Source organism: Brevibacillus sp. FW301-21C12A (assembly GCF_058788915.1).
In genome coordinates this window covers 1-25126 of sequence record NZ_JBYTBG010000044.1, presented here as the reverse complement: position 1 = coordinate 25126, position 25126 = coordinate 1, and the positions used below count along the sequence as shown (strand labels likewise).

Genomic DNA, 25126 nt, shown 5'->3' with positions numbered 1-25126 from the left:
ATGGAGATATGGCGACGCAATTTATACGTGCTATGTGGATCGCTGTTTGTCGTCATGGTCGCTATGAGCATGATTATGCCGTTTTTGCCGCTCTACATTCAGCAAGACTTCGGAATTGACGATCCGCACCAGGTAACGGCGTGGGCGGGGATCATTTTTGGGGCCAACTTTTTGACCGCAGGGCTGGTGTCCCCGATCTGGGGCAATCTGGCTGACAAGCACGGGCGCAAGATCATGATTTTGCGCTCCGGCTACTTCATGTCGATCACGGTTGCGCTGACGGGCTTTGCCGGAAGCTTGTGGCAGCTTTTGGCGCTGCGGCTGATTAACGGGCTTGTGGGCGGGATCATTCCGGCCAGCACGGCGCTCGTAGCTTCGTCTGTGCCGAAAGAACGGATCGGCTGGGCGCAGGGGTTACTGCAATCGTTTATTACGGCAGGCACGATCATGGGACCGCTTTTTGGCGGTGTGCTGGCGAATCAGATCGGCTTTCGGATGATCTTCGTGGTGACAGGCAGCCTGCTTTTGCTCGCTACTTTGGTCATTACGTTTACGGTAAAAGAGACGTTTGTTCCACCAGAAAAAAAGGACCGCTCCAGCCTGAAGGAAGATTTTCAGATGATCTTTTCGTCCAAAGAGCTGCCGGCGCTCTTTTTTGTAACCGTGATGATCCAGTTTGCGCTGTTCAGCATCGTGCCTGTCTTGCCGATCTACATCTCGCAGTTGGTCAGCTCGGAAGGGGCGAAGGTAGCGCTGTGGGCGGGAATTGTCCAGGCGGCGATGGGGATTGCCAACGTGTTCGCTTCTCCGCAGTTGGGACGGCTGGGAGATCGGTTCGGCTCGCAAAAAGTGCTGTTGTTCGCCTTGCTCGCGGCGGCCTTCCTGTTCATTCCGCAAGGGCTGGTCTGGACGGTGTGGCAACTGGTGGTCCTGCGCTTTTTGCTCGGGCTGTCGCTCGGCGGCTTGCTGCCTTCTGTCAACGCGCTGCTGCGCCGCGCAACCCCTGCGCATATGGTCAGCCGCGTCTACGGCTACAACAACAGCTTCGTCAGCATCGGGAGCATGCTCGGGCCGATGATCGGCGGCTTTATGGCCGGGTACGTGAGCATCAACGGCGTGTTTTTCATGACGAGCGCTTTTTTGTTCATCAACGCGGGCTGGGTGTACTACAGCTTTTTCCGCAACAAATCTGTACAGTCTACAGAATCTGGAATAGAATAAAACATAGTTGACGAAAAGAGGTGCACCTCCATTGTGATGAAAAGTCGGCAGGAATAATTGCATATTCCGTCAGGACGTCGGGAACGGTCCTGAACCGACAGGAGGTTGTGCATCGTGTGGCATAGACGATTCGTTTGCCTCTGGGCGGGTCAGACATTGGCCAATCTGGGGGATGTTTTTTACATTGTGGCGTTCATTTCGGTCATCTACGCGGCGTCCGGCTCGGTGATGTACACGGCGTTTGTGCCCGTAGTGATTTTGTCGGCGCAGTCTGTCAGCGGCTTGACCGCGCCGCTCTTTTTTCGCAGATGGACGCTTTCGCGCATGCTCGTCTTGTCGCAAGCGCTGAAAACGGCATTGCTGGCGGCAGCGGCTGTTTGCGTGGACAGGGAGACGGGGACGCAATGGCTCTGGCTGCTCTACAGTCTCGGGGCGATGATCGCCTTCATGGACGGCTGGGCAAACCCGGCGCGCAATGCGCTGGTGCCGCAGCTTGTGCTCCGCCAAGAGCTGATGCGAGCAAACGGCCTGCTCGCGACTTCCGATCAGACGGTTCATTTTGCCGGATGGGCGGCAGGGGGCTTGCTCGTGGCCTGGCTGGGAGCGAGCACCGTTCTCTGGGGCACAGTGGCCGCCTACGTCTTGGCAACGCTCGCCATGCTGGGAGTCAAGCCCAAGCTGGCTAATGCCGAAGGCGAAGCGGGCTTGCGTGTCTCTCCCCAGCAGCCGCAGGGAGATTGGCTTACGGGCTGGAAAACGATCCGCAATGTGCCGCTACTGCGGCAACTGGTGGCGCTGGATGTCGTCATGGGCATCGCGGGCGCAGTCTGGATCGCGGCGATTTTGCTCCCTTATGTCCTGGAAGTGCTGGGGCAGGGCGAAGAGTGGTGGGGATACATCAATGCGGGCTACCTGCTTGGCTCGATCATCGGCGGCACTTTGCTTTTGAAGTACGCCGGGCGGATGAACCGGCAGTTGCCGCGCTGGCTGGTGGCGGGAGTTAGCGGTTCCGCGCTCATGACCTTGCTGTTTGGCAGCACGCCTTACCCTTTGGCGGCTTTGCTGTTTTCCTTTGCGCTTGGTCCGTTTCTGGAGATTGCGCTGGTGAGCAAGCAGACGATTTTGCAGCAGGAGACAGAGCAAGCGGCATTGCCTTACGTCTTGTCTGCAAAAGGCACGCTCGACGCGCTTGTTTTCGGGCTGTCCTCGCTGGTGATGGGAGCTTTGGCCCAGTGGCTCGGCACGCGTGCCGTTTATTTGCTCTCTGGTCTGCTGCTGGCGGTGGCAGTTGGCTTGGCATGGCGGCTGTGGCAAAAGTGGCCCGCGCATGCAGGTGAGCAGGAGCAGGGGCAAACTTTTTAAAAGGCGATACCCTCTGGCGAAAGCTGGAGGGTTTTTTGCTACAATGATCGAACACACCAGCATTCGCCTGCGGGAAAAAAACATTCTCCCGATTCACGATCAGCGGCATGCGGAAGGCGGCTTTACGGCGGTGGCAGACGACTACGACGAGGTCACGGAAGCGGTGCTCGCCCATGACTTTTTGATTTTCGCCACGCCGATTTACTGGTACGGCATGTCCGGCCATATGAAAAACTACGTCGATCGCTGGTCGCAAAGTTTGCGCGACGAACGCTATGCGTTCAAGGAATCGCTCGGACAAAAACAAGCCTACGTCATCGCGACGGGCGGCGACCAGCCGCGGCTGAAAGGGCTGCCGCTGATTCAGCAGTTCCAGTACGTCTTTTCCTTTGTCGAGATGCCATATGCGGGCTACATCATTGGCGAAGGCAACAAGCCGGGGGATGTGCTCGCAGACGCGCGGGCCGTGGCCGAGGCCCAACAACTCAACGCATGGCTGAAGGCCAGGCTGTAGCGGCTGGATGTTAGAAAACGTGGCTGCGCCAAGTCTTTGGCGTAGCCTTAGTGGATAAGAATCTTACAAATTCTTATCTGTACAAAAAAGACCGGAGCGACTCCGGTTTTTTCGTTTGCTTGGCTATTTGGTAAGGGAAGGGCCTTGCAGATGACGCAGAATCGCCATCAGATCCAGCTCGCCCAGCCCTTCCTCCAGCGCTTGACGATAGGTTGCCTGCGCCGATTCCGCCAGCGGCGTAGACACGCCAGCCTCGCGGGCCAGGCGCAGGTCTTTGGCCATATGCTTCAAGGCAAAAGCCGCAGGATAGTCGTCTGCGAGAATCGAGGCCGCTTTGCCGCGAATCAGCGGAGTGCCTACAGCGCTTTGCGAAATAATCTCCAGCATTTGCTCCGTCTCAATCCCGAGCGAGCGGGCGAACAGCAGCGTTTCCGAGACGCCCTGAACGGTGATGCCGAGCAGGAGATTGATCGCCAACTTGGCAGAGGTGCCTGCGCCGTTTGGTCCCAGGTAAATGGCGGCCTTGCCGAGCTTGTCCAAGAGCGGCTTCGCTTCGTCGTAGTCCGCTTTTTCGCCGCCAACCATGATGACGAGCTGAGCTTCTTTAGCCGGACCGACACTGCCTGAGACCGGGGCGTCGAGAAAACGCAGCCCGGCTTTTTTCGCCTGCTCCGCCAGAAAACGGGACGTCTCCGGCGCAATCGTGCTCATGTCAATCGCCAGCTTGCCGGATACACGCGCGGACAGCACGCCGTCTGCTCCCGTGTAGATCGCTTTTACCGCCTCGTCGTCGCTGACCATCGTAAACAGTACGTCGCATTCCTCTACGAGCCGGGGCAGGGACGCCACCTGCTTCGCACCGAGGGCGACCAGCGGAGCCGCCTTGTCCGGGGTGCGGTTCCAGACGCTCACGTCATAGCCTGCCGCCAGCAGATTGCCCGCCATCGGTACGCCCATATTGCCCAAGCCAATCCAACCTACGATCATGTCTGATTACTCCTTTTCGTCGCTGTGTTCTCCGACCTGTTTTTGTACAAGCTCCTTCAGCGCGGCGTGCTTGGACGATGTCATGGCAAACAGCTCGTCAAAGCCGCCCGGCAAGGTTTTGTCGAGGACGCGCAGCCCTTCCTCGGTAATTCCGCCTTTGGTAGCGACGCGCTCGATCAGTTGGTCGAAGCCAAGCTGTTCGTTTTTCAAAAGCAAAGCCGTTCCCAGCATCGTCTCCACGAGGATGCTGCGGGCTGCCTCAATCCCCAGCTCCGGCGTTTTGCGAACAGCCGCCTGGGCGAAAGAATCGAGAATCCCCGCGATCAGTCCCGGCGCACTGCTGCTCAAAATCGTCGCCGTCTCGATTTCGGCATCGGTAACCACCTGTACCGTGCCGATGGCAGACAGCAGAGTAAGCAGATGCTCGCGCTGTTCGGCGCTCACTTTGCCGCTGTTTGTCAGCAGCGATACCCCGTGCAGCTCCGAGGAAGTGACGGTCGGAATCACTTTGCTGACTGGCCCGGCGTGGACGGTTTCCACATCCGCGATACTGACCCCGGCAGCGACCGAGACGATATGCTTGTCGGCAGCAACCGACAGCCCGCGTAAAACAGGCAAGACGTCGAGCGGCTTCGTGCAGAGGAAAATCAGCTCCGCCTGCTCGCATAGCGCTTGCGCGGTCGCCGCGACGGTCACGCCGTATTCCGCTTGCAGCTTGTCTGCCTTTGCTTGCGTCCGGTTGAAGACGAGCACGTTTTCCGGCTGGATCGCTTCGCTTTTGCAAAACGACTTCACAAGCATTTGCCCCATGCTTCCTAATCCGATAATCCCGATGCGCATGTACAAAACCTCCCGTCCCATTGTAACGCAAGTCCACATAAAAAGGTACAGCCTCCCGCTGTGGAAGAGGCTGTACCTTGTGTCTGTCGTAGTAAACGTTTTTTTGTACCTGCGATTAGTCGTCGGAGCTTCTGAAGATCATGATGTACTTGGCAAGCTCGAGAACAGAGATCAGAGCGGCTGCCACGTAGGTCAGAGCGGCGGCGCCGAGCACCTTGCTCGCTCCGCGTTCTTCCTCGTTGCGGATGAAGCCCATTTTCAGCATCAGCTCTTTGGCACGGCTGCTCGCGTTAAACTCGACTGGCAGCGTGATGAGCTGGAAGGCAACAGCGCCGGAGAAGAAAATAATCCCGATCAATAGCAGACCCGTCATTTTGAAAAAGAAGCCAGCGAGCAGCAAGAGCGGCGCAACACCGGATACCAGGTTGACCACCGGGAAAATGCGGTGGCGCGCTACCAGCATCGGATACGATACTTTGTGCTGGATGGCATGGCCGACTTCGTGACAAGCAACGGACAACGATGCGATGGAGTTGCCGAAGTAGACAGGATCAGACAGGCGAACCACACGGGACATCGGATCGTAGTGGTCGGTCAGCGTGCCCGGAATATGTTCGACCGGAACGTTGGTCAAGCCGTTTGCATCGAGCATCCGCCGCGCCGCTTCCGCCCCGGTAAGGCCGGAGGAAGTAGGGACCTCCGCGTACTTGTTAAAGGTTCCCTTTACGCGGAATTGAGCCCAGAGCGACAGTCCGAATGCAATGAGAATCAGAAAATCCATCGGGTGAAAAAACATTGAGCACTCACTCCTCGTTTTTATCTACGAAATATGCACAATAGCAGTTCCTTACACATTTTGTCCCATATCCATGTATACGAATAAGTGTCATGGCAGTTTCACTATTTTTATTGTACAATCTCTGACCAATCTTGACAATATCATCGTCGACTTATATGTGCTGGACCAAACGGGCAAAAGCATAAAAAAAGCAGACACATCCTCAGGCGGGAATGTGTCTGCCTGGCACGCCTAGCGATCGTGGTTTTGCGTTTTGTGATGCTCGGTCTTGCGCGGATTTTGGAAGCCGACGACTTCGAGCATCTTGCTGCTCGCTTTGGAATCCAGCGTCTTTTCCGGAGCTTGCGGGTACGTCTTTTCGCCTTTTGACACCTAGATCGCCTCCTCGCGATGATACTCTCGTGCAGTCGTTAGTATCTCCAAAAAGCAGGGGAGCGGGCTTGGCAATGCTTGTCTTGCCGTCAGGCGCACACATTTTTCGCCAAGCTACGCGTTCAACTGGGCGAAGGCGCGGTCGACAGCCGCAATCGTTTCCCGGATGTCGTCCTCCGTGTGAGCGGTGGTGATGAACCACGCCTCGTATTTGGAAGGCGCGAGGCAGATGCCTTCGTCCAAAAGGAGGCGGAAGAAGCGGGCGAACAGCTCGCCATCGGCTTTTTGCGCGGCATCGTAGTCGCGGACTGGCTCGTCCGTAAAGTAAACCGCCATAGCTCCTTTGACGCGGTTGAGCTGAATGGTGACGCCGTGCTTGCTCGCCGCGTCGCGAATGCCTTTTTCCAAAAGCGCACCGAGTCGCTCGAACTCATCGTACACGCCAGGCTGCTTCAGCACTTCCAGGCAAGCGATTCCGGCGCGGATGGAAGCGGGATTGCCCGCCATTGTCCCTGCCTGGTAGGCTGGACCGAGCGGCGCGACCTGCTCCATAATATCGCGGCGTCCGCCATACGCGCCAATCGGCAAGCCGCCGCCGATGATTTTTCCGAGCGCGGTCAGGTCAGGTGTTACACCCAGCAAGTTTTGCGCCCCGCCGTAGCAGAAGCGGAATGCGGTAATAACCTCGTCGTACACAACGAGCGCACCTGCTTCGTGCGCGATGCGGTTTACTTCTTCCAAAAAGCCTGGCTCCGGCGTGACGATACCGAAGTTGCCGACGATCGGCTCGACCAGCACGCACGCTGTTTCGCTACCCCACTTGCTCATCGCTTCGGCAAACGCGCCGATGTCGTTGAACGGAACGGTAATCACTTCGTTGGCGATGCTTTGCGGAATGCCGGCGCTGTCCGGGATGCCCAGCGTGGAAGGTCCAGAGCCTGCCGCGACGAGCACGAGATCGGAGTGCCCGTGGTAGCAGCCCGCGAATTTGATGATTTTCACGCGTCCGGTGTAGGCGCGAGCCACGCGAATGCACGTCATGACGGATTCCGTACCGGAGTTGTTGAAGCGGATGCGCTCCATCGACGGGATCGCTTCGCGGATCATGTTGGCAAAAGTTACTTCCCACGGAGTCGGCGTCCCGTACAGCGTGCCGTTCGCCGCCGCTTCGCAGATCGCTTTGGTTACATGCGGATGGGCGTGGCCTGTAATGATCGGGCCATACGCCGCCAAATAGTCAATATATCGGTTGCCGTCCACGTCCCAGAAATACGCGCCCTGGGCACGCTCCATCGTCACGGGCGCTCCCCCGCCTACGGCCTTGAAAGAACGGGAAGGGCTGTTTACCCCACCGAGAATGACATCCATGGCTTGTTCGTGCAGCAGCGCGGATCGTTCACGTTTCATGCGTTTTTCCCTCTTTTCTTTTCGAAAAAGTCCTTCATTATCTTAACACAGCCAAAGACACCTGAATATGGATGGGGAGCTATAGCTGGAAAAAAGGAAAAATGATACAATTTTCAAGCAAATCACTACACATAAAAGGCGGTAGTTCACCATGAAACTTGAGTGCATCTCCATTAAAGGAAGCGGCAATACCAATGAGGACGCCTATGTGATTTCCCAGACCGGGCAGGTGTACGCGGTGATTGACGGCGTGTCGTCGCTGGTTCCGTACGAAAACCGGGCCGGGCAAACCGGAGGAGCGATTGCGGCAGAGTTGGTGAAAAGGCAGCTTGAGGCGATGCCCCACGATGCGGTTTTGCCCGATTACCTGGCGCGCGTAAACGAGCAATTGCGCGAGCAGATGCGCGAAGGCGGCGTCGATCTGGCGAAAAAAGAAGCGCTGTGGGGAGCGGCGTGCGCGGTCGTCCGCGTGAAAGACAACTGCCTCGAATACGCCCAGAGCGGAGACTGTATGATTTTTGCCGTCTACGAGGACGATGTGGTGCGGCCGCTGACCTACCCGCAAGTCCGCTTGCTGGAGCAACAGGCACTGGCAAGCTGGGAAGCAGGGATTCGCGAGGGGCTGTCCACCCGCGCCGAGTTGCGCGAGCGATGTATGGAGATCCTGATTCATAACCGCTACCAGGCGAATGAACCAGGAGGCTACGGTGTTTTGAACGGCGATCCCGCCTGCGCGGATTTTGTGGAGTATGGACGGGTTAACCGGGCGGGGGTAAAAGCGCTGGTGCTGGCAACCGATGGACTTTTCATGCCGGCTGCTTTTGGCGGTGACGAGCCAGGCTGGGAGGAAACGGCGCTGCCGATCTTCCGCAAAGGACTGCAGCGCTATGCAGATGAACTGATTGCGCTGGAAAACAGCGACCCGGAATGCATTCGCTACCCCCGCTTCAAAAAGTCGGACGACAAGACAGGGATTGTCCTGTTTTTGCGCTGATAGTTTGCTACAGTTTGCCTTTTGCACATTTTCACATGCTCGTATACACTAACAGTTGTTATTTGAAGCAAGCCAAAAAGGACGGTTTTCCATGATCCAAGTGAAGCATTTGCAAAAGGCGTTCCGCATCCACCAGGCCAGATCCGGCCTCGGGGGTGCTTTTCGTGACTTGTTCAGCCGCGAGTACAAGACAGTCAAAGCGGTGAATGACCTTTCTTTTACCGTGGAAGAGGGCGAGATGTTCGCCCTGATCGGGGAAAACGGCGCCGGGAAATCGACGACCATCAAGATGCTGACGGGCATTTTGACCCCGAGCGACGGCGAGATCGTCATCAACGGCTACGTCCCGTTCAAACAGCGCGAGGAATACGTGCGCTCCATCGGCGTCGTCTTCGGGCAGCGCTCACAGCTTTGGTGGGATTTGTCCCCGTTGGAGTCGTTTCGCCTGCTAAAAAGCGTCTACAAGGTCGACGAGACAGAGGGCGAAAAGTGGCTCGCGCGCTTGATCGAGGAGCTGGAAATCAGCCCGTTCGTCAGCCAGCCGGTGCGCAAGCTGAGCCTCGGCCAGCGGATGCGCTGCGAGGTAGCGGCTTCCTTGATCCACAAGCCGCGGCTGTTGTTCCTCGACGAGCCGACAGTCGGGCTGGACGTGCTGGTGAAGCAAAAAATCCGCGAGTTTTTGCGCAATCTGAACGAGACGGAAAACATGACCATCCTGCTGACCACGCACGACGTTTCCGACATCGAGGCGCTCTGTAAACGGGTGCTGGTCATGGACAAAGGCAAGCTGATCTTCGACGGCCTGCTCAGCGACCTGAAGGAAAAGTGGGGCAATGGCACAGAGATTTCCTTCCAGATGAAAAAGCGCACCTCCGCAGCCGAACTGCGCCAGACACTCGGCGAAATGCCGTGCGAAGTCACGCAGGAAAACGACTTCACCCTGAGCGTCAAGGTGCCGCAAAGCCAGGAAATGCTGCCGTTCGTCCTGTCCACGGTTATGTCGTCGTTCGAGGTCAGCGACGTGAAAATTATGGAGACGAGCACAGAGGACATCGTCCGCAACATTTACCAGGTAGATACAGAGGTGCGGGACCATGCATAGGCTCTACATGGAACTGATCCGCATGCGGTTTTTGACCATGCTCGCCTACCGGGTGAACTACTACAGCGGCATCATCATTTACGCGATCAACATCGGGGCCTACTACTTTTTGTGGGGCGCCATCTACGGCGACCAGCAGCAGCTTGGCGGGCTATCGGTCGAGCAGATGACCTCCTACGTGGCGATCGCCTGGATGTCGCGCGCTTTTTACTTTAACAACATTGACACGGAGATCGCCCAGGACGTTCGCGAGGGCAAGGTCGCCATCGAAATGATCCGTCCCTACAACTACTTGTCGGTGAAAACGGCGCAGGCGTTCGGGGAAGGGATTTTCCGCTTTCTGTTTTTCGCCGGGCCGGGGATTTTTCTCATCAGCCTGATTATTCCCTTTCACTTCCCGGCGACCGCGACCGGCTGGGGGCTGTACCTGCTCAGTCTGATGTTCGCTTTTCTCATTAATACGCAGATTAACCTGCTGACGGGTCTGTTCACGTTTTTCCTGTTCCGCAACGACGGGATGATGCGGGCGAAGCGGGTCGTCGTCGATCTGATGTCCGGCCTCGTGCTGCCGATCAGCTTTTTTCCGGGCTGGGCGCAGACCGTCATGGGCTTTCTGCCGTTTCAGGCCGTCAACTACTATCCGAGTCTGATTTTCACCGGAGCGATTACCCCTGGACGGGCCTGGGAATTGATCGGCTTTCAGGCGATCTGGATGGTGGTCATTCTGGTCCCCATTCTGGTTTTGTGGCGGATGGCCCGAAACCGGTTGGTCGTGCAAGGAGGGTAGACGATGCAAAACGTAAAACATATTATCGGCATTTTTGCCGACTACCTGGGCCAGTATTTCAAGACGAGGCTTGCCTACCGGGCTGACTTTTTCGGGGAGCTTGTGTCCAACCTCGTCTCCGAGCTGATTAACCTCGTGTTCATCATCGTCGTGTTCACGCACGTCCCGATGATGAAGGACTGGACGCGGGACGAAATCATTTTCATTTACGGGTTCTTTTTGGTGCCGTATGCGCTGTTCTCGATGTTTTTCGGCTTTTGGGACTTCAACGAGCGCTACATTATCCGGGGCGAAATGGATCGCATCCTGACCAGGCCGATTCACAATCTGGCGCAGGTTTGTCTGGAATCCATCGCGCCGGACCGCATTTTCGGCATCATCACGGGCCTGATTATTATGGGCTATGCGGCGATCCAGCTCGACCTGTCGTTTTACTGGTACGACCCGCTGATCTTCATCGGGCTGGTCGTGAGCGGCGCTCTCATCTACGGCGGCGTGTACACAGCGATTGCGGCGGTCAGCTTTTTCTCTGATTCGCGGACGGGAATCGCCCCGATGATCTACAACATTCAGCAGTACGGCCGCTATCCGGTGGATGTGTACAACAAAGCGATCCGCTTCGTGCTGACCTATGTACTGCCGTTTGCCTTCGTCGGCGTCTACCCGGCTGCCTACTTTTTGCGCAAAGAAGTCTGGTACACCTACGCGGCGTTTACTCCGCTCGTGGCTGTCGTTTTCTTTGGCCTCGGCCTGTTTGTGTGGAACTGGGGGGTCAGCAAATATCGGGGAGCGGGTTCGTAGCAGTCGCGGCCTGATTCGATGCTGGAGGAGCCGAATGTATATTTTTATTTGCGGCTCGTTATGATAACATTAGAGGTAACAAGCGAAAAAAAGACCGTCCGGCGGCAACCGGAGCGGTCTGTACAATGGAAGCTTCCCTCAAGGGGTTCGGCTCAAAATTTCTGGAAGAATAGACCGCTGGAATTGGGACTCAAGGGCGGTCTATTTCTTTTTGGTCAAGGTAACTACCAACCCGATCAAAGCGACCAGGAGCATATCCTATTAAATTCATCGGAAAACAATAAAAAATTGTCGATTTAGCCGTTTCCTCTATTGTCAAATCAAAAAAGCGCAGTATAATATGCAATAGACAACTACACAATTCCTTCGGGGCAGGGTGCAATTCCCGACCGGCGGTGATCGTGTCACGAGCACGTTAAGCCCGCGAGCCTCCCCAGCTTGTCAGCAAGCGACGGAGTGCAGGATCTGGTGAGATTCCAGAGCCGACAGTACAGTCTGGATGGGAGAAGGATGACGACAGTACGTTTTCTGCACGTGCTTGTTTGCCTGTGCAAACGGGAAAAGCTGCAAAAGGGGCATGCAAAATCAGCACCTTTTGTTTCGCGAACCTGTTTCCTGCACATGCTTTGTCATACGCCTGTAATCTGCCCTGAGAATCTTTCTCAGGGTATTTTTGCGTTTCCGCAGGCAAAGCGTATGAGTAGCAACACGTGTGGCACGACCACTGTTGCCATTCCTCAAAGAAGGAGAACAAAGAGGAGATGGTACACATGAAAGAAACAGCCTTGCATTCTTCGCGCAGAGCAACCCAGCGGATCGTGACGATTCCGATGCTGGCCGCCGTTGCCTTTATCCTGCAATTTTTGGAGGTTCCCGTTCCGCTGATGCCGAGCTTTCTGAAGCTTGATTTCAGCACGCTGCCAGCGTTGATCGGCGGGCTTATGTACGGTCCGGTGGCCGGAATCATCATCGAAGTTTTGAAAAATACATTGCACTTTCTGTTTAAAAATGCAGACGGACTCTTGATCGGCGAGATTGCCAATGTGATTGCCGGCGCCAGCTTCATTTTGCCGGCTATCCTGCTGCAACGCAGCGGCCAGGGCAAAAAAGGTTTTCTGACAGGGCTTGCGCTCGGGACATTGATGATGACGGTCGTCATGGCTGTCGCCAACGCATACGTCCTGCTCCCGGCTTACGCTGTGCTCTACCATATGCCGATGGCAGAACTGCTTGCGATGTTCAATGCGACGAGCGTCTGGTCCCTCGTCTTGGTCGGCATCGTGCCGTTCAACATTTTCAAAGGCGTCGTGCTCGCCTTGGTCGCCTATCCTGTTTACGCCAAGCTGGGCGCTCGCCTGGCCCTGCGTACCACAAATTGACATCGGCCTTTCGACTTGCTAAGATATGTTCTTAAACGAACCGTTTTTGTGAAAAGGCTATGAAAGGACCCGCAGCTATTTCCCTTGTTCCAGAGAGTCGGCCCTAGTCTGGAAGGCTGATACGAGGCATACCTGCACCCCATCCTGAAGCCGCCAGCGACGAGCTGGTCCGGTCGCCCCGCCGTTATCGGGTTGGAAAAGAGGACTGTGGCACAAGCCATGGTCAATCAGGGTGGTACCGCGGAAGTCAATCCTCCGTCCCTTTTGGGATGGGGGATTTTTTGCATTTCATGCGAAGAAAAAAGGAGCGTAGAAGGATGAAAGAGGACAAAGCGTTTGTAAAAGAAATTACACCGCAGTCGGAAGATTTTTCGCGCTGGTACATTGATGCGATCAAAAAGGCGGACTTGATGGACTACACCCCGGTGCGCGGCTGCATCGTCTTCAAGCCCGACGGCTTCGAGCTGTGGGAGCGGATTCAGGAGGCGATGGACAAACGGTTCAAGGAAACCGGACATCGCAATGCCTACTTCCCGATGCTGATTCCCGAGTCGTTTTTCCAAAAAGAAAAAGAGCACATCGAGGGCTTCAACCCAGAACTGCCATGGGTGACCGAAGCGGGCGGCGAACAGTTGGAGGAAAAGCTCGCCCTGCGCCCGACCTCGGAGACGATCATCGGCCACATGTACAGCCAGTGGATTCAGAGCTACCGCGACTTGCCGATCCTGATTAACCAGTGGGCCAACGTGTTCCGCTGGGAAAAGCGCACGATGCCGTTTTTGCGCACATCGGAATTTCTCTGGCAGGAAGGCCACACCGCCCATGCGACAGAAGAAGAGGCGCGCCAGGAAACGATGCAGATGCTCGAAATTTATCGCGAAGTAGTCGAGCAGGAGCTGGCGATTCCGGTATGGAAAGGGCAAAAGACGCCGAGCGAGCGCTTCGCGGGTGCGGTTGACACGTACTCGATCGAAGCGATGATGAAGGACGGAAAAGCCGTGCAGGCAGGTACCTCGCACTATTTGGGCGACAAGTTTGCGCGCGGCTTCGAGATCAAGTTTTTGGACCGCGACAATCAGTTCAAGTACGTGCATACGACCTCGTGGGGCAGCTCGACGCGGCTCATCGGCTCGATGATTATGGTGCACGGCGACGACCGCGGCCTGGCGCTGCCGCCACGGATGGCGCCTACGCAAGTCATCATGATTCCGGTAGGTCCGATGAAGCTGCGGGAAAAAGTGATGGAGGCGTTCGATCCGCTTTTCGACGAGATCAAAGCGGCAGGGGTTCGCGTGCGTGCCGACTTGCGTGAAGAGACGCCGGGCTGGAAGTTCAACGAATGGGAAATGCGCGGGGTGCCGCTGCGCCTGGAGCTTGGGCCGCGCGATGTGGAAAACGGTCAGGCGATCCTGGCCCGCCGCGATACGGGCGAAAAAGTGACCGTGCCGCTGGCGGGAATTGCCCAGACGATTGCGAAGCTGCTCGAAGACATCCAGCAAAACATGTTCCAAAAAGCGCTGGCCTTCCGGGAAGCTAATTCTCATCTCGACGTCGACACGATGGAGCAGTTGGCTGCGCACATCGCCAACTGCGAAAGCGAGAACCGCCCAAGCGGCTGGGTGCTGGCCGGCTGGTGCGGAGACGACGCTTGCGAAGCCAAGGTCAAGGAAGAAACCAAATTTACCTCCCGCAACATTCCGTTCGATCCGCCTGCCCAAAAAGCAGCCTGCATTTGCTGCGGCAAAGAGGCGAAGCATACGGTCTGGTTCGGGCGGGCGTACTAGGCGGTTCTGGTAACGCATACGCTTGAACCGAAAACAAGGGAGTGCCCCTCGCGTGAAAAAGAGGGCACTCCCTTTTTGCCTGTGCGAAAAACTTAGCGGCCGAGCACCCAGTCGGCAAAAACCTGTGCGTCGGAAAAGCGGTAGTCCGGCTCCGGATCGAAGCTTCCGGCCTTTTGCGTGACGGGCAGCCAATCGACCCCGACCGTCGTAAGCCCTGCCGCACGCCCGGCCACGATGTCGGCATCGCTGTCGCCTACAAAAATCGTCTCCCCGGCCGTTGAGCCAAGCTCTTTCAGCGCAGTAAAAATGCCTTCCGGGTGCGGCTTTGGCTGGCTCACGTCATCGCCTGTAATCACGACGGAAAAATACGTTTCCAGTCCCCACTCGCGCAAGGAAATATCTGCGCTTCTCCGTCCTTTTCCCGTGACGATTCCCATCTGGACTCCAGCCGCGTGCAACTGCTCCAGCATGCGGGCGATTTCCCCGGGGTTTTGCACCCGGGCATGCTCGCTCGTGTAGATGGCAAAAAAATGATCCAGTGCCGCGGCATGCTCGTGTGCGGGCAGCCTGTTTTGCAAAATGCCTGTCTCCGTCGGCCCGAACAGCGCGACGATTTGCTCGTCTGTGTAATGCTCCTGCAAAAAGCGCTGAAAAGTCGAGCGAAAAGCCGTGAAGATGAGCGGGAGCGTATCGGCGACGGTTCCGTCAAAATCAAACAGAATGGTGCGCATCATCCACCCTCCTTTTGGGCTGAAAAACAAAGAAAAACCATCTTTCTTGATGGTTTTCCTGGTGTGGTTCTCTGCTTTTTACAGAGGCTTGTCCTGATCGTCTGCATCCTCAAACGGTTCTTCCGAATCGTCAGTCGGGTCAGCAGGCGTCAACGGGAACAGAACGTCGAAAAACTTGAATTTGCGGCGTCCCGGCTCGTTTTTAAAGCCTTTGTACTTCTGCAAAAGATCGCTGATGTCGTCGACCAGTTGGTTGCGTTCTTCCTGGCTCAAATAAAATTCAGTCAGGTTAAAAGCAAACGTGTTCTGGTATTCCTTGCGAACATCCTGATCGCTTGCCACGAAGCGGTTGAGTGTCCTCATGAGATCCTTTTCTGTCGTGCGAAACGGAGTGAACATGACGTCACTCAATTGCTGTGCGTTTTCCTCAATCATAAGCTGAAGCTTAACCTGAATCACCTTGGCGACTGGCTCGTAATATTTCTCAACGATGGAACCTTTGACGCGGGTATCCACCTGTTCGAGCAAACCAACACGCACGAGCTCCTTCACGTGGTAGTGAAGACGTGCAGCATTTTCGCCTAGTTCCGTAGCGATTTGTTTGGCCGTACGCGGCTCCAAATCCTCGAAGAGTTCTAAAATCTTAACCCGTTCTGCTATGGCAAGGGATTTAAGCGCTTCTGGATCGGTTACTTCAAAAAACTCTTTCATGCCAATTCTCACCATCCAACTGACTAGGCCATTTTTTTATTTTTCTTAATTAATTCTATCGTTTTCTAATTGAAAGCGCAACGTATATGCGGATGAAGTGCCTGTAAGCTTGTGGTAAAATGAGACAAGTGATTTTTACGGAGGGATGAGCATGATCGCAAGCGGACAAGCCGCGCCGTTATTTACATTGCAGGCCAATCAGGATCAGACGATTTCACTTTCCCAATTCCGCGGGAAAAATGTTGTGCTTTATTTTTATCCGAAGGACATGACGCCAGGCTGCACGACAGAGGCGTGTGATTTCCGGGACTACCATCCGCAGTTCGCTGAGCTGAATACAGTCGTACTCGGGATCAGCCCGGATTCAGTCAAATCGCACGACAAGTTTATTGCCAAGCACGAGCTGCCGTTTCCGCTGTTGGCAGACCCGGAGCACGAGGTGGCAGAAGCGTACGGAGTGTGGGTGCTGAAAAAAATGTACGGCCGCGAGTACATGGGGATCGAGCGGACGACCTTTGTGATCGACAAGGAAGGAAACATCGCAAAGGTCTGGCCAAAAGTAAAGGTGAAAGGGCACGTACAGGAAGTGCTTCAATTCATCAAGGAAGAGCTGCAAGGCTGACAGGCAGAGTTGATACATAGAGGAGGAGCATTTCATGAGTGTGTCTACAGAGTATGTGGTTCAATCCTTTTGCCAATTGGCGAACATCCCGAGTCCGTCCGGCAACACAGCCAAAGTCATGGCGTGGGTAGCGCAGGAGCTGGAACAGCTCGGCGTCGAGTACAAGCGGACGAACAAAGGCGCGATTGTAGCGACTGTGCCGGGAGCGCGTGACGACAAGGCGCGCCTGCTGACAGCGCACGTCGATACGCTTGGCGCGATGGTCAAGGAAATCAAAAGCAACGGCCGTTTGAAGCTGACTTTGATCGGCGGCTTTGAGTTCAATGCAATTGAAGGGGAGCATTGCACGGTGGAAACCGCGAGCGGCCGCCTCGTCACCGGAACGATTTTGTCCTCGAAGGCTTCCGTCCACGTGTACGGCCGCGATGCAGGCAAGGCGGAAAGAACAGACGTCAACATGGAAGTGCGCCTGGACGAAAAAGTGACAAACAGGGAGCAGGTGCAGGAGTTGGGCATTTCCGTCGGGGATTTTGTCTCCTTCGACCCGCGCGTGACCGTCACCGACAGCGGCTTCATCAAGTCCCGGCACATTGATGACAAGGCGAGCGTCGCCATTTTGCTCGGCGTGCTGAAGGAGCTTCGCGAATCCGGACAGCAACTGCCATACACCACGCACTTTTTTATCAGCAACAACGAAGAGATCGGCTATGGCGGCAATTCCAGCATTCCGGCAAACGTCGTGGAGTATTTGGCGGTGGATATGGGCGCGATCGGCGACGGCCAGACGACAGACGAATACTGCGTCTCCATTTGCGCGAAGGATTCCTCCGGGCCGTACCACTACGGTTTGCGCAGCCATTTGACCCGACTGGCCAAAGAAAACGGTTTGAACTACGCGGTAGACATTTACTCGTATTACAACTCAGACGCGAGCGCGGCGTTGCGGTCAGGGTACGACATCGTCCACGGGCTGATCGGCCCTGGCGTGGACGCCTCCCACTCCCATGAGCGCACGCACAAAGAAGCGCTGGAAAATACGGCGAAGCTCATCATGGCTTACCTGGCTTCCGAGGAAATGCAAGCATAGGAGGACGGCATGAGCAATATGTATCAATGGGCCGATTACTACGATTTGACGCAGCGCGGCGTTGCGGGCGACGTCGATTTTTACCTGGAAGAAGCGAAGCAGGCTGGCGGCAAAGTGCTCGATCTTGCTTGCGGCACCGGGAGAATCGCGATTCCGGTCGCCCAGGCCGGGATCGAGGTGACGGGCATTGACTTGTCGCAGGAGATGCTGGCGCGCGCGCAGGAAAAGGCACAAGAACAAGGCGTGACCACAGGGCTTACGCTGCTTCAGGGAGACATGCGCAGCTTCGATCTTGGCGAGACTTTTTCGCTCATCATGATCCCGTTCCGCTCGTTTTTGCACCTGTTGCACATTCAGGAGCAGATGAAGGCGCTCGGCTGTATTCGCAAGCATCTGGCACCTGGCGGAAAGCTTGCGATGAACGTGTTTGTGCCCAAAATCAATCATTTTTACGAAGAAAATGAAAAGATGTCGCTGCGCGGAACGTATCCACTGCCGTCCGGGGGAGAAGTGTTGATGTGGGATTACACCCGCTACGACCACTTCCAGCAACTGTGCGAAGTGACCCGCATGTACGAGCGCACAGATGCGCGCGGCACTGTGGTTGAACGAGTGAATGGACGCTTTGTGCTGCGCTATATTTTTCCGACCGAGCTTCACCACCTTTTGCGCCTGAACGGGCTGAAGGTGACCAGGCGGTACGGCAACTTTGCCAAAGCGCCTTTTGATGCGAGCAGCACGGAATTGATTGTCGTTTGCGAGTCGGTGTAGCACCTTTCCAGACTTTCCAGACAAAGAAAAAAGGCGGGGGATACGGATGAAGATTTACACGAAATCAGGTGATAAAGGCGAGACTTCACTGGTGGCGGGCGTGCGCGTGCCGAAGTTCGCGGATCGCGTCGAGGCATACGGCACGTGCGACGAGGCCAACTCGCAAATCGGGCTGGCCCTGTCCCTGTTGCCCGCAACGGAGGCGTGGCAGGAGTTGCAGGATGTGTTTCACATCATTCAAACCAAGCTGTTCCATGTAGGCGCGGAGCTTGCCACACCGGAAGGGAAAAAAGTAGGCTGGCCGATCGGCGAAGAGGATGTGACGTTTCTGGAGGAGCAAATCGACAAGCTGGACGCAGGGCTGCCGATGCTCACCAACTTCATTTTGCCGGGCGGCCATCCCGCTGCCGCTGCCTTCCATATTGCCCGCACGGTTGTCAGACGCGCCGAGCGCAAAGCCGTCCATGTGGCGCAGCAAGAGCAGGTAAATCCGGCAGTCGTCAAATATCTCAACCGATTGTCCGACTATCTTTTCGTCGTCGCCCGTCACGTAAACAAAGAGACAGGCTCCGTGGAAAAAACGCTGCATGAATAAGCAAAAAGGGGTTGTCCCATAAGTCGACTGTCCGACTTGGAGACGCCCCTTTTTTTGTGTGAAAACATCTGGCTGTTGGCTGGATTCATGCGTTTGGCTGGGGACAGGCCCCTTTTGCTTGAGCCAATACTATCTATCGGAGGTAAGTAGAGATTCCTGGGCGAAACGCGATTTTTTCAGTAGGAAAAGTGTCGTACAGCCGCTGGCCGTCGCGGCAGGCATTGCCTTCGAGCAGCATGGTCAGTTGCGTGTTGGTGATCGGAAAAAACGAGAAGCCCTCCAGCATGTTGACGACAGGCTTCATGAAGGCGAGCGGGATGTGCACTTTGCGAACCCGCTTTTTGCCGATTGCCTCGCCGATGGCATCGAGTATTTCTCCGTAGGAGATCGGATCAGGCCCGCCCGTTTCATAGATTTGATTCGTCGCAGCGGGCAGGCTCAATGCCTGGACAAACACATCCGCTACCGTTTTCCGCGCTACGGGCTGCAAAGGATAGGAGCCGTCGCCGATAACAGGAGTGACAGGCATGCGCACCAGATCCGCGAGCATGTTGACGAACTCGTCGCCCGGACCGAAGATGACCGATGGCTGAAAAATGACGTACGGGATTCCGCTTGCGATCACGAGCTGCTCGGCTTCGTACTTTGTGCGGTGGTAGGCGCTTGTCGCGTTTGCTCTGGAACCGAGGGCGCTCATGTGGACGAAGCGCTTTACGCCCGCCTGCTTCGCTGCCTCCACGACGTTTTTCGTGCCCTCGACGTGAATTTTGGGAAACGTAATCCCTTTGCCCGGCTGCTCGCGAATGATTCCGACCAGGTGAATGACCGCCTCGCAGCCTGCCATGGCGCTTTTCAGCGATTCGACGTCCAATATGTCTCCTGCTGCCAGAGAGACGCTTCCCGGCCCGGCCTGCCCGTGGTGCAGCTTGTCTTTTGAGCCTGGCCGCGTCAAGCAAACGGCATCGTGACCTTCGGCAATCAGCCGCTCCAACACGCCTTTGCCGACAAATCCGGTAGCTCCCGTCAGGAAAACCTTCATGCGTATCGCCCCCCGTTATATCTTTCCAAGCCCATTTTACATCAGCGCAGCGGCATCGTGCTATTGTTTGCGACGATTGCCGAGCCGATCAAGATCGGTATAATGTAGGAAAAAGGGGGATATATTTATGGCACAACGCAAAGTACCCGTCGCAGACATTTTGGATACGCTTCAGCAAATGTACCCGGATGCCCACTGCGAATTGAACTATACAACCCCGTTTGAGCTGTTGATCGCGACCATTCTTTCGGCACAGTGCACGGATAAGCGGGTGAACGAGATTACCGAGCCGATGTTTAAAGAGCTGAACCGGCCGGAGCACTACCTGCATCTCACCCAGGAAGAAATGGAAGAGCATATAAAAGGGCTGGGCTTGTATAAAAATAAGAGCAAAAACATTTTGGAGGCCTGTAGAATCTTGTTTGAAAAGTACAACGGGGAGGTGCCGCAAACGCATGCCGAGCTGGAAGCGTTGCCGGGCGTAGGGAGGAAGACGGCCAATGTCGTTCTCTCCAATGCGTTTGGCGTCCCGGCTATTGCGGTCGATACTCACGTGTTCCGCGTGGCGAACCGCCTCGGTCTTGCCAAAAGCGACAACGTAGACGAAGTGGAGCGCCAACTGATGAAGCGCATCCCGCGCGAAAAGTGGTCGGATGCCCACCATTGGCTGATCTGGCACGGCAGAAGAATCTGTGCGGCGCGCAATCCGAAGTGCGATCAATGTCCGCTGCAATCCATGTGCAAGTACGCTCTGACGGAGGCCAAAAAAGCGGAGAAAAAAGCGCCTGCGAAGCAAGCTGGCAAACAAGCCGCCAAGCCGAAAGCGAAGCCCAGAGCGAAAAAGGAGCCGAGCATTTCTTGAGGGAAGCTCGATTTCCAGTTCTTTCTCCTCAATTCCGCGTAATGGATATTGACAGTTTTCGCCGAATAGACGTACACTTATTTAAAGTAATTCTAATCAATGACAAACAGGATTGACTGATCTTTTGTCTTGCGAAAGACTGTGGGGTGTGACAATTATGACACAGCGTGTGGAAAAAGCTGTAGAAATCCTCAAAAACACCGGGGTTCGGATGACACCTCAGCGCCATGCCATTTTAACGTACCTGCTGGAGACGATGACTCACCCGACGGCTGACGAAATATACAAAGCTCTCGAAGGTAAATTCCCGAACATGAGCGTCGCAACGATTTACAATAACCTGCGGGTTTTTAAAGATGCGGGCCTGGTGATTGAGCTTACCTACGGGGACGCGTCCAGTCGCTTCGATGCCAATGTGGAGGAAGATCATTACCACGCGATCTGTTCCAATTGCGGGGCGATCCGGGACTTCCATTTCCCGTATTTGCGGGAGGCGGAAGAAGCTGCCGCAAAAGACATCGGGTTTAAAGTTACCGGACATCGTATGGAAGTATATGGCATCTGCGAGTCCTGTCAAAAGAGCGCCCACTAAAATGAAGCTGTACGGACGAACACCTTTTGTCTCAACGAAAGCTTAGCAAGTTGAGATAGAAGGTGTTTTTCTGTTGAAAGGTGTAACGTTTTGACTGTTCAAACGTCTTTTTTTGGGGGAGAGCGGGGCTTGTCTCTCGTTTTTTCCAGTAGACAAAAGGTTGTGAATCGTTTGAAGCCACGTTATGATCGAATTGACAGACGAATGACGAATGCATACAATCTGGTCCGCGTGCGGGCTTATTTGGCTGGGAGGAGGAACAGGCCATGAACATGCAGCTTGGAATGGCACCTCGCCCCAGGCGTAGACGGAGAAGGGCAATGCGCAGGCTTTTTGCGCTGATGCTTTTCTTGCTTGCCATTTTTGGCGGCATTTACTGGTTTTTCGTGCTTCGCGCTTCGACCGAGCACGTCCAGCCGTACGACGGCGACAAAGCGGTCATCGTCTACGAAGGACAGCGGGCGGATGCTTCGTATTTGCTGGAGGCGGAGCAAATCTTGCTGCCTTTTGACTTTATCAAGGAAAAGATTGATCCGGCGATCTTTTGGGATGAGCCTACCAAGTCGGTGATCGTGACGACGAAGGACAAAGTGCTCAGGATGGAGAGTGGCGAAGTAGTCGCCCATCTGAACAAGCAGCCGGTCAATTTGCAGGTGCCGGTCAAGGAAGTGGGCGGGACTCGCTACGTGCCGCTTGATCCATTGGAAAAGCTGTATCCTTTTGCTTTTGAGCACAAAGTGGATACAGGCGTCCTCACGGTGGAGCAGGAAGGGTACGAAATCGGGCAGGCAAAAGTCGTCAGCGACGAGGAAAAACAACCCGTTCGCGTTGGCGCTTCGCACCGCACTCCGATCGTTGCCGAGCTATCTGCCGGAGAACTGGTCGATGTGCTCGGCCAGCAGGAAGGCTACTACCGCGTGTTGACCGCTTCCGGAATCGCGGGCTTTCTCCCGGAGAAAAGCCTGGAGATGGCGAGCAAGCGGAAGGTCGCCTTGCAGCACGCCACTTCTTCCGAGGGGCAAGCTGCGTGGAAGCCGAATGGCGAAAAGGTAAACATGGTCTGGGAGCATGTTGTCAATAAAAATCCGAACGTCGCCCAAATCGGGGCGTTGCCTGGCGTCAATGTCGTCTCGCCCACCTGGTTTGAGCTGAAGGATGCAGAAGGGACGCTTTTGAACAGGGCTGACCCGGCGTATGTGAAATGGGCGCACAAGCGCGGCTATCAGGTGTGGGGGCTGGTCACGAACGGCTTCAATCCGGACTGGACCCAAGCGGTGCTCGGCAGCTACGACAAACGAGACAAGCTGATCGCCCAGCTCATTCACTACGCGCACCTGTACGATCTGGACGGCATCAACATCGACTTTGAAAATGTGTACTACGAAGACAAGGAGCGGCTCGTCCAGTTTGTTCGCGAGCTGACGCCGTATTTGCACCAGCAAGGGCTGACCGTTTCCATTGATGTCACCATCAAGTCCAATGCGAAGACGTGGTCGATGTTTTTGGATCGCAAGGCATTGGCCCAGGTGGTCGACTACATGGCTGTCATGACATACGATGAGCATTGGGCGGCGAGTCCAAAAGCAGGCTCGGTCGCTTCGCTGCCTTGGGTGGAAGCAGGCTTGCAAGGCGTGCTCGAGGAAGTGCCAAACGAAAAGCTGCTGCTGGGCGTTCCTTTTTACACGAGACTGTGGACGGAAGCCAAGCAGGCTGACGGCACAATCAAGGTAAGCTCCAAAGCGCTGTCCATGCCAAGGGCGCAAGAATGGGTGCAGGAGCGAAAGCTTACGCCTGTTCTCGACGAAGCATCCGGCCAACAATACGTGGAATATCGCGATCCGAAAGACGGGAATGTCTACAAGATGTGGCTGGAGGATGTCTCTTCCATGAAAAAGCGGATCGAGCTGGTCAAAAAGTACGATCTGGCCGGAGTCGCTTCGTGGCGGCGCGGATTTGAAGAGCCGGAGATTTGGCCGGCCATCGAAGAAGGCTTGAAAAGCGCCATAACGGCTCAGTAAAAAAAGAAGCCACCTGCTGCCCGTAAGACGGGATTGTGCAGGTGGCTTATTGTGTATCGCAAGGTCGAGGCACCAATCATGTCTGGTTTTGCTGAGGCTGTCCGTCTTCCAAGCGCAATGGCTGTCCGCAAAACATACAGGCATCTTCTTTTCCAAGCATCTTCGTTACTTTTTGGCACGAAGGACATTCCACCTGGGGAGCAGAGGTAGAAACCATGCCGGAAATCATGAACAACACAGTGCTGCCCATCGTCAAAATAAAGCCGATGATTAAAAGCAGCGTCATGAAGATGTGAGAGCCTTTTAACAGGTTGCCAAGGAAAGGTATAAAGTCCAGATATCCCCCGAAAAAAGCGTACCCTGTATACATCAGCAAAATGCCGATCACCATGCTCCAGTTGCCCCATGTGCGCATGCGTTTGATTTTGCTCAGGCGTTCAGTTTTTTTCATCATCATTCCTCCTACATTACAGTATAGCATACAAAGGTTTTGTCTGTTGACAAGCAGGAAACGAACAAATCGTGTAGAATCCATAAGTTCAACCCAGGGCAGGGAGGAACACGGTATGGCTATGAAGCGAGAGGAGAGTCAGCAAACGTATCTGAAAAAGCTACAACAGCGCCCGGACGTACAAGCTGTGCTGGTTTTGCCTGTTTCGGATTTGCTGGTCCCGTTTCGTGATGGAGCCTTTTATTTTGTAGTGGTCAACCAGCCGCAAGCTGAGGGGAAAATCCGCCGCCTGCATCTTCAGGGACGAGTGGTCATGGAGCAGCAGATCAGTACATGGCAGCTTGAAAAGGGAGCCGTCTGTGGCCTGGATGAGCGCCTTGCCTCGATGCTTGGCAAAGCCGAGATTTTGTGGGACAAGGACGGCTATATGAAGCAAATGAAGCTCCGGCTGAGCCGTCTGCCGGCAGCGCTGCAAAAGAAGTTTATTTGTAGGGAGTATTCCCAACTTCTCCGGTTTTTCCACGAGACAAAAGAGTTTTTGCAGCAAGGAATGATTTTGGATGCGCATCATTCGCTCATTCAATCGCTGCATTCGTGGGCGAGGCTGATTGTGTACGAGGCTGGCGAACACCCGCAGGCTGCTTTGTGGTCCCAGGTGAAGCAGATGGATTCTTCGGTGTTCAAGTTGTACGAGGAGCTGTCGGTTAACGGAGAAGCGCTTGAGAAGCGGATTGAGCTGCTCGTGCTCGCCATCGAGTTTTGGATCACCTCCAAAATTAAGGAGTCCGTCACGTTCTTAATGGAAGTCATGGAAGCAAAGGCAGGACCTTGGCGGCTGGAGGAGCTGATGAATCATCCGGCGATTGTAGATGCGCAAATCGAAGTTCCCCTTCTTATAGAGAAAATGATTCAAAGGCTGCTAATCCAGGAGGTCGTCTTCACGGAGGGCGCAAACGGCGACAAGGAAGTCGGATTAATATTGCTCAGGTAAAACTTTTTAAATCCTATTGACTTCCGTCTTGGGGACATGCTATATTAACAAACGTCGCTGCTGCACGAACGAAATACTGGCAGCGAAAAAAATGAAAAAAACACTTGAATTATTGAGTGGATATGTGGTAAATTAAAAAAGTCGCCTCTGGGCGATAACGAAAATGCTCTTTGAAAACTGAACAGCGAAAGCGTTGATGAGTCTATCATTAAAAGATTTGCCAGCTTTGGACCAGTAACAAACTTTATTGGAGAGTTTGATCCTGGCTCAGGACGAACGCTGGCGGCGTGCCTAATACATGCAAGTC

Annotated in this window: 26 protein-coding genes, 1 rRNA gene and 1 riboswitch; of the genes, 18 read left to right on the top strand and 9 right to left on the bottom strand. The window is 55.0% G+C overall.

The window, feature by feature from the left end:
* The 3 genes from AC3WQH_RS21040 (at position 1) to AC3WQH_RS21030 (ending at position 3097) form a co-directional block, all read left to right on the top strand.
* Positions 1–1221, top strand: a complete 1221-nt coding sequence (locus AC3WQH_RS21040) for an MFS transporter (protein ID WP_005827698.1) — start codon at positions 1–3, stop codon at positions 1219–1221.
* Between the two features lie 114 nt (positions 1222–1335).
* The gene (locus AC3WQH_RS21035) at positions 1336–2583 is read left to right on the top strand and encodes an MFS transporter (RefSeq protein ID WP_039970458.1); all 1248 of its coding nucleotides are present in this window, start codon (positions 1336–1338) and stop codon (positions 2581–2583) included.
* Between the two features lie 43 nt (positions 2584–2626).
* Entirely contained in the window at positions 2627–3097 is a 471-nt protein-coding gene (locus tag AC3WQH_RS21030; RefSeq protein ID WP_005827702.1) for a flavodoxin family protein, read from the top strand.
* A gap of 123 nt (positions 3098–3220) precedes the next feature.
* On the opposite strand, the gene AC3WQH_RS21025 is transcribed toward AC3WQH_RS21030, so the two are convergent.
* The 5 genes from AC3WQH_RS21025 to AC3WQH_RS21005 all read right to left on the bottom strand — a co-directional run bounded on the left by AC3WQH_RS21025 (position 3221) and on the right by AC3WQH_RS21005 (position 7502).
* Positions 3221–4084, bottom strand: coding sequence for an NAD(P)-dependent oxidoreductase (locus AC3WQH_RS21025; protein WP_005827704.1), 864 nt, complete (start codon positions 4082–4084; stop codon positions 3221–3223).
* 6 nt (positions 4085–4090) lie between these two features.
* Positions 4091–4924 carry a pyrroline-5-carboxylate reductase family protein gene (locus tag AC3WQH_RS21020; protein WP_005827706.1) on the bottom strand — a complete coding sequence of 278 codons (834 nt, stop codon included), beginning with the start codon at positions 4922–4924 and terminating at the stop codon, positions 4091–4093.
* Between the two features lie 115 nt (positions 4925–5039).
* A complete protein-coding gene (locus AC3WQH_RS21015; protein ID WP_005827707.1) occupies positions 5040–5720 on the bottom strand; it encodes a zinc metallopeptidase in 681 nt (226 codons plus the stop codon).
* 234 nt (positions 5721–5954) lie between these two features.
* Positions 5955–6095, bottom strand: coding sequence for a hypothetical protein (locus AC3WQH_RS21010; RefSeq protein ID WP_005827709.1), 141 nt, complete (start codon positions 6093–6095; stop codon positions 5955–5957).
* Between the two features lie 114 nt (positions 6096–6209).
* Positions 6210–7502 carry a glutamate-1-semialdehyde 2,1-aminomutase gene (locus AC3WQH_RS21005; protein ID WP_005827711.1) on the bottom strand — a complete coding sequence of 431 codons (1293 nt, stop codon included), beginning with the start codon at positions 7500–7502 and terminating at the stop codon, positions 6210–6212.
* 151 nt (positions 7503–7653) lie between these two features.
* Between AC3WQH_RS21005 and AC3WQH_RS21000 the strand changes: the two genes are divergently transcribed.
* From AC3WQH_RS21000 to proS, 6 genes are all read left to right on the top strand, one after another.
* Positions 7654–8496: a protein phosphatase 2C domain-containing protein gene (locus tag AC3WQH_RS21000; protein WP_290426522.1), complete on the top strand. Its 843-nt coding sequence runs from the start codon at positions 7654–7656 to the stop codon at positions 8494–8496.
* A gap of 91 nt (positions 8497–8587) precedes the next feature.
* Entirely contained in the window at positions 8588–9598 is a 1011-nt protein-coding gene (locus tag AC3WQH_RS20995) for an ABC transporter ATP-binding protein (protein ID WP_290426523.1), read from the top strand.
* Positions 9591–10385: an ABC transporter permease gene (locus tag AC3WQH_RS20990; protein ID WP_005827717.1), complete on the top strand. Its 795-nt coding sequence runs from the start codon at positions 9591–9593 to the stop codon at positions 10383–10385. Before AC3WQH_RS20995 ends, AC3WQH_RS20990 begins: the two co-directional genes overlap by 8 nt.
* 3 nt (positions 10386–10388) lie before the next feature.
* Positions 10389–11186, top strand: coding sequence for an ABC transporter permease (locus AC3WQH_RS20985; RefSeq protein ID WP_290426524.1), 798 nt, complete (start codon positions 10389–10391; stop codon positions 11184–11186).
* Between the two features lie 358 nt (positions 11187–11544).
* Positions 11545–11701, top strand: a riboswitch (FMN riboswitch).
* A 255-nt stretch (positions 11702–11956) separates the two neighbouring features.
* Positions 11957–12565, top strand: a complete 609-nt coding sequence (locus AC3WQH_RS20980) for an ECF transporter S component (protein WP_007786783.1) — start codon at positions 11957–11959, stop codon at positions 12563–12565.
* A 317-nt stretch (positions 12566–12882) separates the two neighbouring features.
* The gene (gene proS, locus AC3WQH_RS20975) at positions 12883–14349 is read left to right on the top strand and encodes a proline--tRNA ligase (protein ID WP_005827725.1); all 1467 of its coding nucleotides are present in this window, start codon (positions 12883–12885) and stop codon (positions 14347–14349) included.
* A 92-nt stretch (positions 14350–14441) separates the two neighbouring features.
* Here the strand turns inward: proS and AC3WQH_RS20970 are convergent, their stop codons facing one another.
* Both AC3WQH_RS20970 and AC3WQH_RS20965 read right to left on the bottom strand, forming a co-directional pair.
* Complete coding sequence (locus AC3WQH_RS20970; protein ID WP_005827726.1) at positions 14442–15080, bottom strand: HAD family hydrolase; 639 nt, start codon at positions 15078–15080, stop codon at positions 14442–14444.
* A gap of 78 nt (positions 15081–15158) precedes the next feature.
* Positions 15159–15791 (bottom strand): winged helix-turn-helix domain-containing protein, encoded by a 633-nt coding sequence (locus tag AC3WQH_RS20965; RefSeq protein WP_005827728.1) that lies wholly within the window; start codon positions 15789–15791, stop codon positions 15159–15161.
* A gap of 151 nt (positions 15792–15942) precedes the next feature.
* Here AC3WQH_RS20965 and bcp point away from each other — a divergent pair, with 151 nt between their 5' ends.
* Genes bcp through AC3WQH_RS20945 form a run of 4 tightly spaced genes read left to right on the top strand, consistent with a single transcriptional unit; the run spans position 15943 to position 18866 of the window.
* Positions 15943–16413 (top strand): thioredoxin-dependent thiol peroxidase, encoded by a 471-nt coding sequence (bcp, locus tag AC3WQH_RS20960; RefSeq protein WP_005827730.1) that lies wholly within the window; start codon positions 15943–15945, stop codon positions 16411–16413.
* A 34-nt stretch (positions 16414–16447) separates the two neighbouring features.
* Positions 16448–17500, top strand: coding sequence for a M42 family metallopeptidase (locus AC3WQH_RS20955; RefSeq protein ID WP_005827732.1), 1053 nt, complete (start codon positions 16448–16450; stop codon positions 17498–17500).
* Positions 17501–17509: 9 nt separating this feature from the next.
* Entirely contained in the window at positions 17510–18271 is a 762-nt protein-coding gene (locus AC3WQH_RS20950) for a class I SAM-dependent methyltransferase (protein ID WP_007786789.1), read from the top strand.
* A gap of 46 nt (positions 18272–18317) precedes the next feature.
* A complete protein-coding gene (locus AC3WQH_RS20945; protein ID WP_005827736.1) occupies positions 18318–18866 on the top strand; it encodes a cob(I)yrinic acid a,c-diamide adenosyltransferase in 549 nt (182 codons plus the stop codon).
* A 133-nt stretch (positions 18867–18999) separates the two neighbouring features.
* Here the strand turns inward: AC3WQH_RS20945 and AC3WQH_RS20940 are convergent, their stop codons facing one another.
* Positions 19000–19905: a complex I NDUFA9 subunit family protein gene (locus tag AC3WQH_RS20940; RefSeq protein ID WP_005827737.1), complete on the bottom strand. Its 906-nt coding sequence runs from the start codon at positions 19903–19905 to the stop codon at positions 19000–19002.
* Positions 19906–20032: 127 nt separating this feature from the next.
* On the opposite strand from AC3WQH_RS20940, the gene nth reads away from it, so the two are divergent.
* The 3 genes from nth (at position 20033) to AC3WQH_RS20925 (ending at position 23377) form a co-directional block, all read left to right on the top strand.
* A complete protein-coding gene (nth, locus tag AC3WQH_RS20935; RefSeq protein ID WP_007786793.1) occupies positions 20033–20767 on the top strand; it encodes an endonuclease III in 735 nt (244 codons plus the stop codon).
* Positions 20768–20924: 157 nt separating this feature from the next.
* Positions 20925–21359 carry a peroxide-responsive transcriptional repressor PerR gene (gene perR / locus AC3WQH_RS20930; RefSeq protein ID WP_025845534.1) on the top strand — a complete coding sequence of 145 codons (435 nt, stop codon included), beginning with the start codon at positions 20925–20927 and terminating at the stop codon, positions 21357–21359.
* A 320-nt stretch (positions 21360–21679) separates the two neighbouring features.
* Entirely contained in the window at positions 21680–23377 is a 1698-nt protein-coding gene (locus AC3WQH_RS20925) for a glycosyl hydrolase family 18 protein (RefSeq protein ID WP_369750416.1), read from the top strand.
* Positions 23378–23453: 76 nt separating this feature from the next.
* Here AC3WQH_RS20925 and AC3WQH_RS20920 read toward each other — a convergent pair whose 3' ends face one another.
* Positions 23454–23828 carry a YgzB family protein gene (locus AC3WQH_RS20920; RefSeq protein ID WP_005827746.1) on the bottom strand — a complete coding sequence of 125 codons (375 nt, stop codon included), beginning with the start codon at positions 23826–23828 and terminating at the stop codon, positions 23454–23456.
* 115 nt (positions 23829–23943) lie between these two features.
* Here AC3WQH_RS20920 and AC3WQH_RS20915 point away from each other — a divergent pair, with 115 nt between their 5' ends.
* Positions 23944–24819, top strand: a complete 876-nt coding sequence (locus AC3WQH_RS20915; protein ID WP_005827748.1) for a hypothetical protein — start codon at positions 23944–23946, stop codon at positions 24817–24819.
* Positions 24820–25063: 244 nt separating this feature from the next.
* Positions 25064–25126: ribosomal RNA gene (locus tag AC3WQH_RS20910) — 16S ribosomal RNA — on the top strand; the annotation flags it as partial.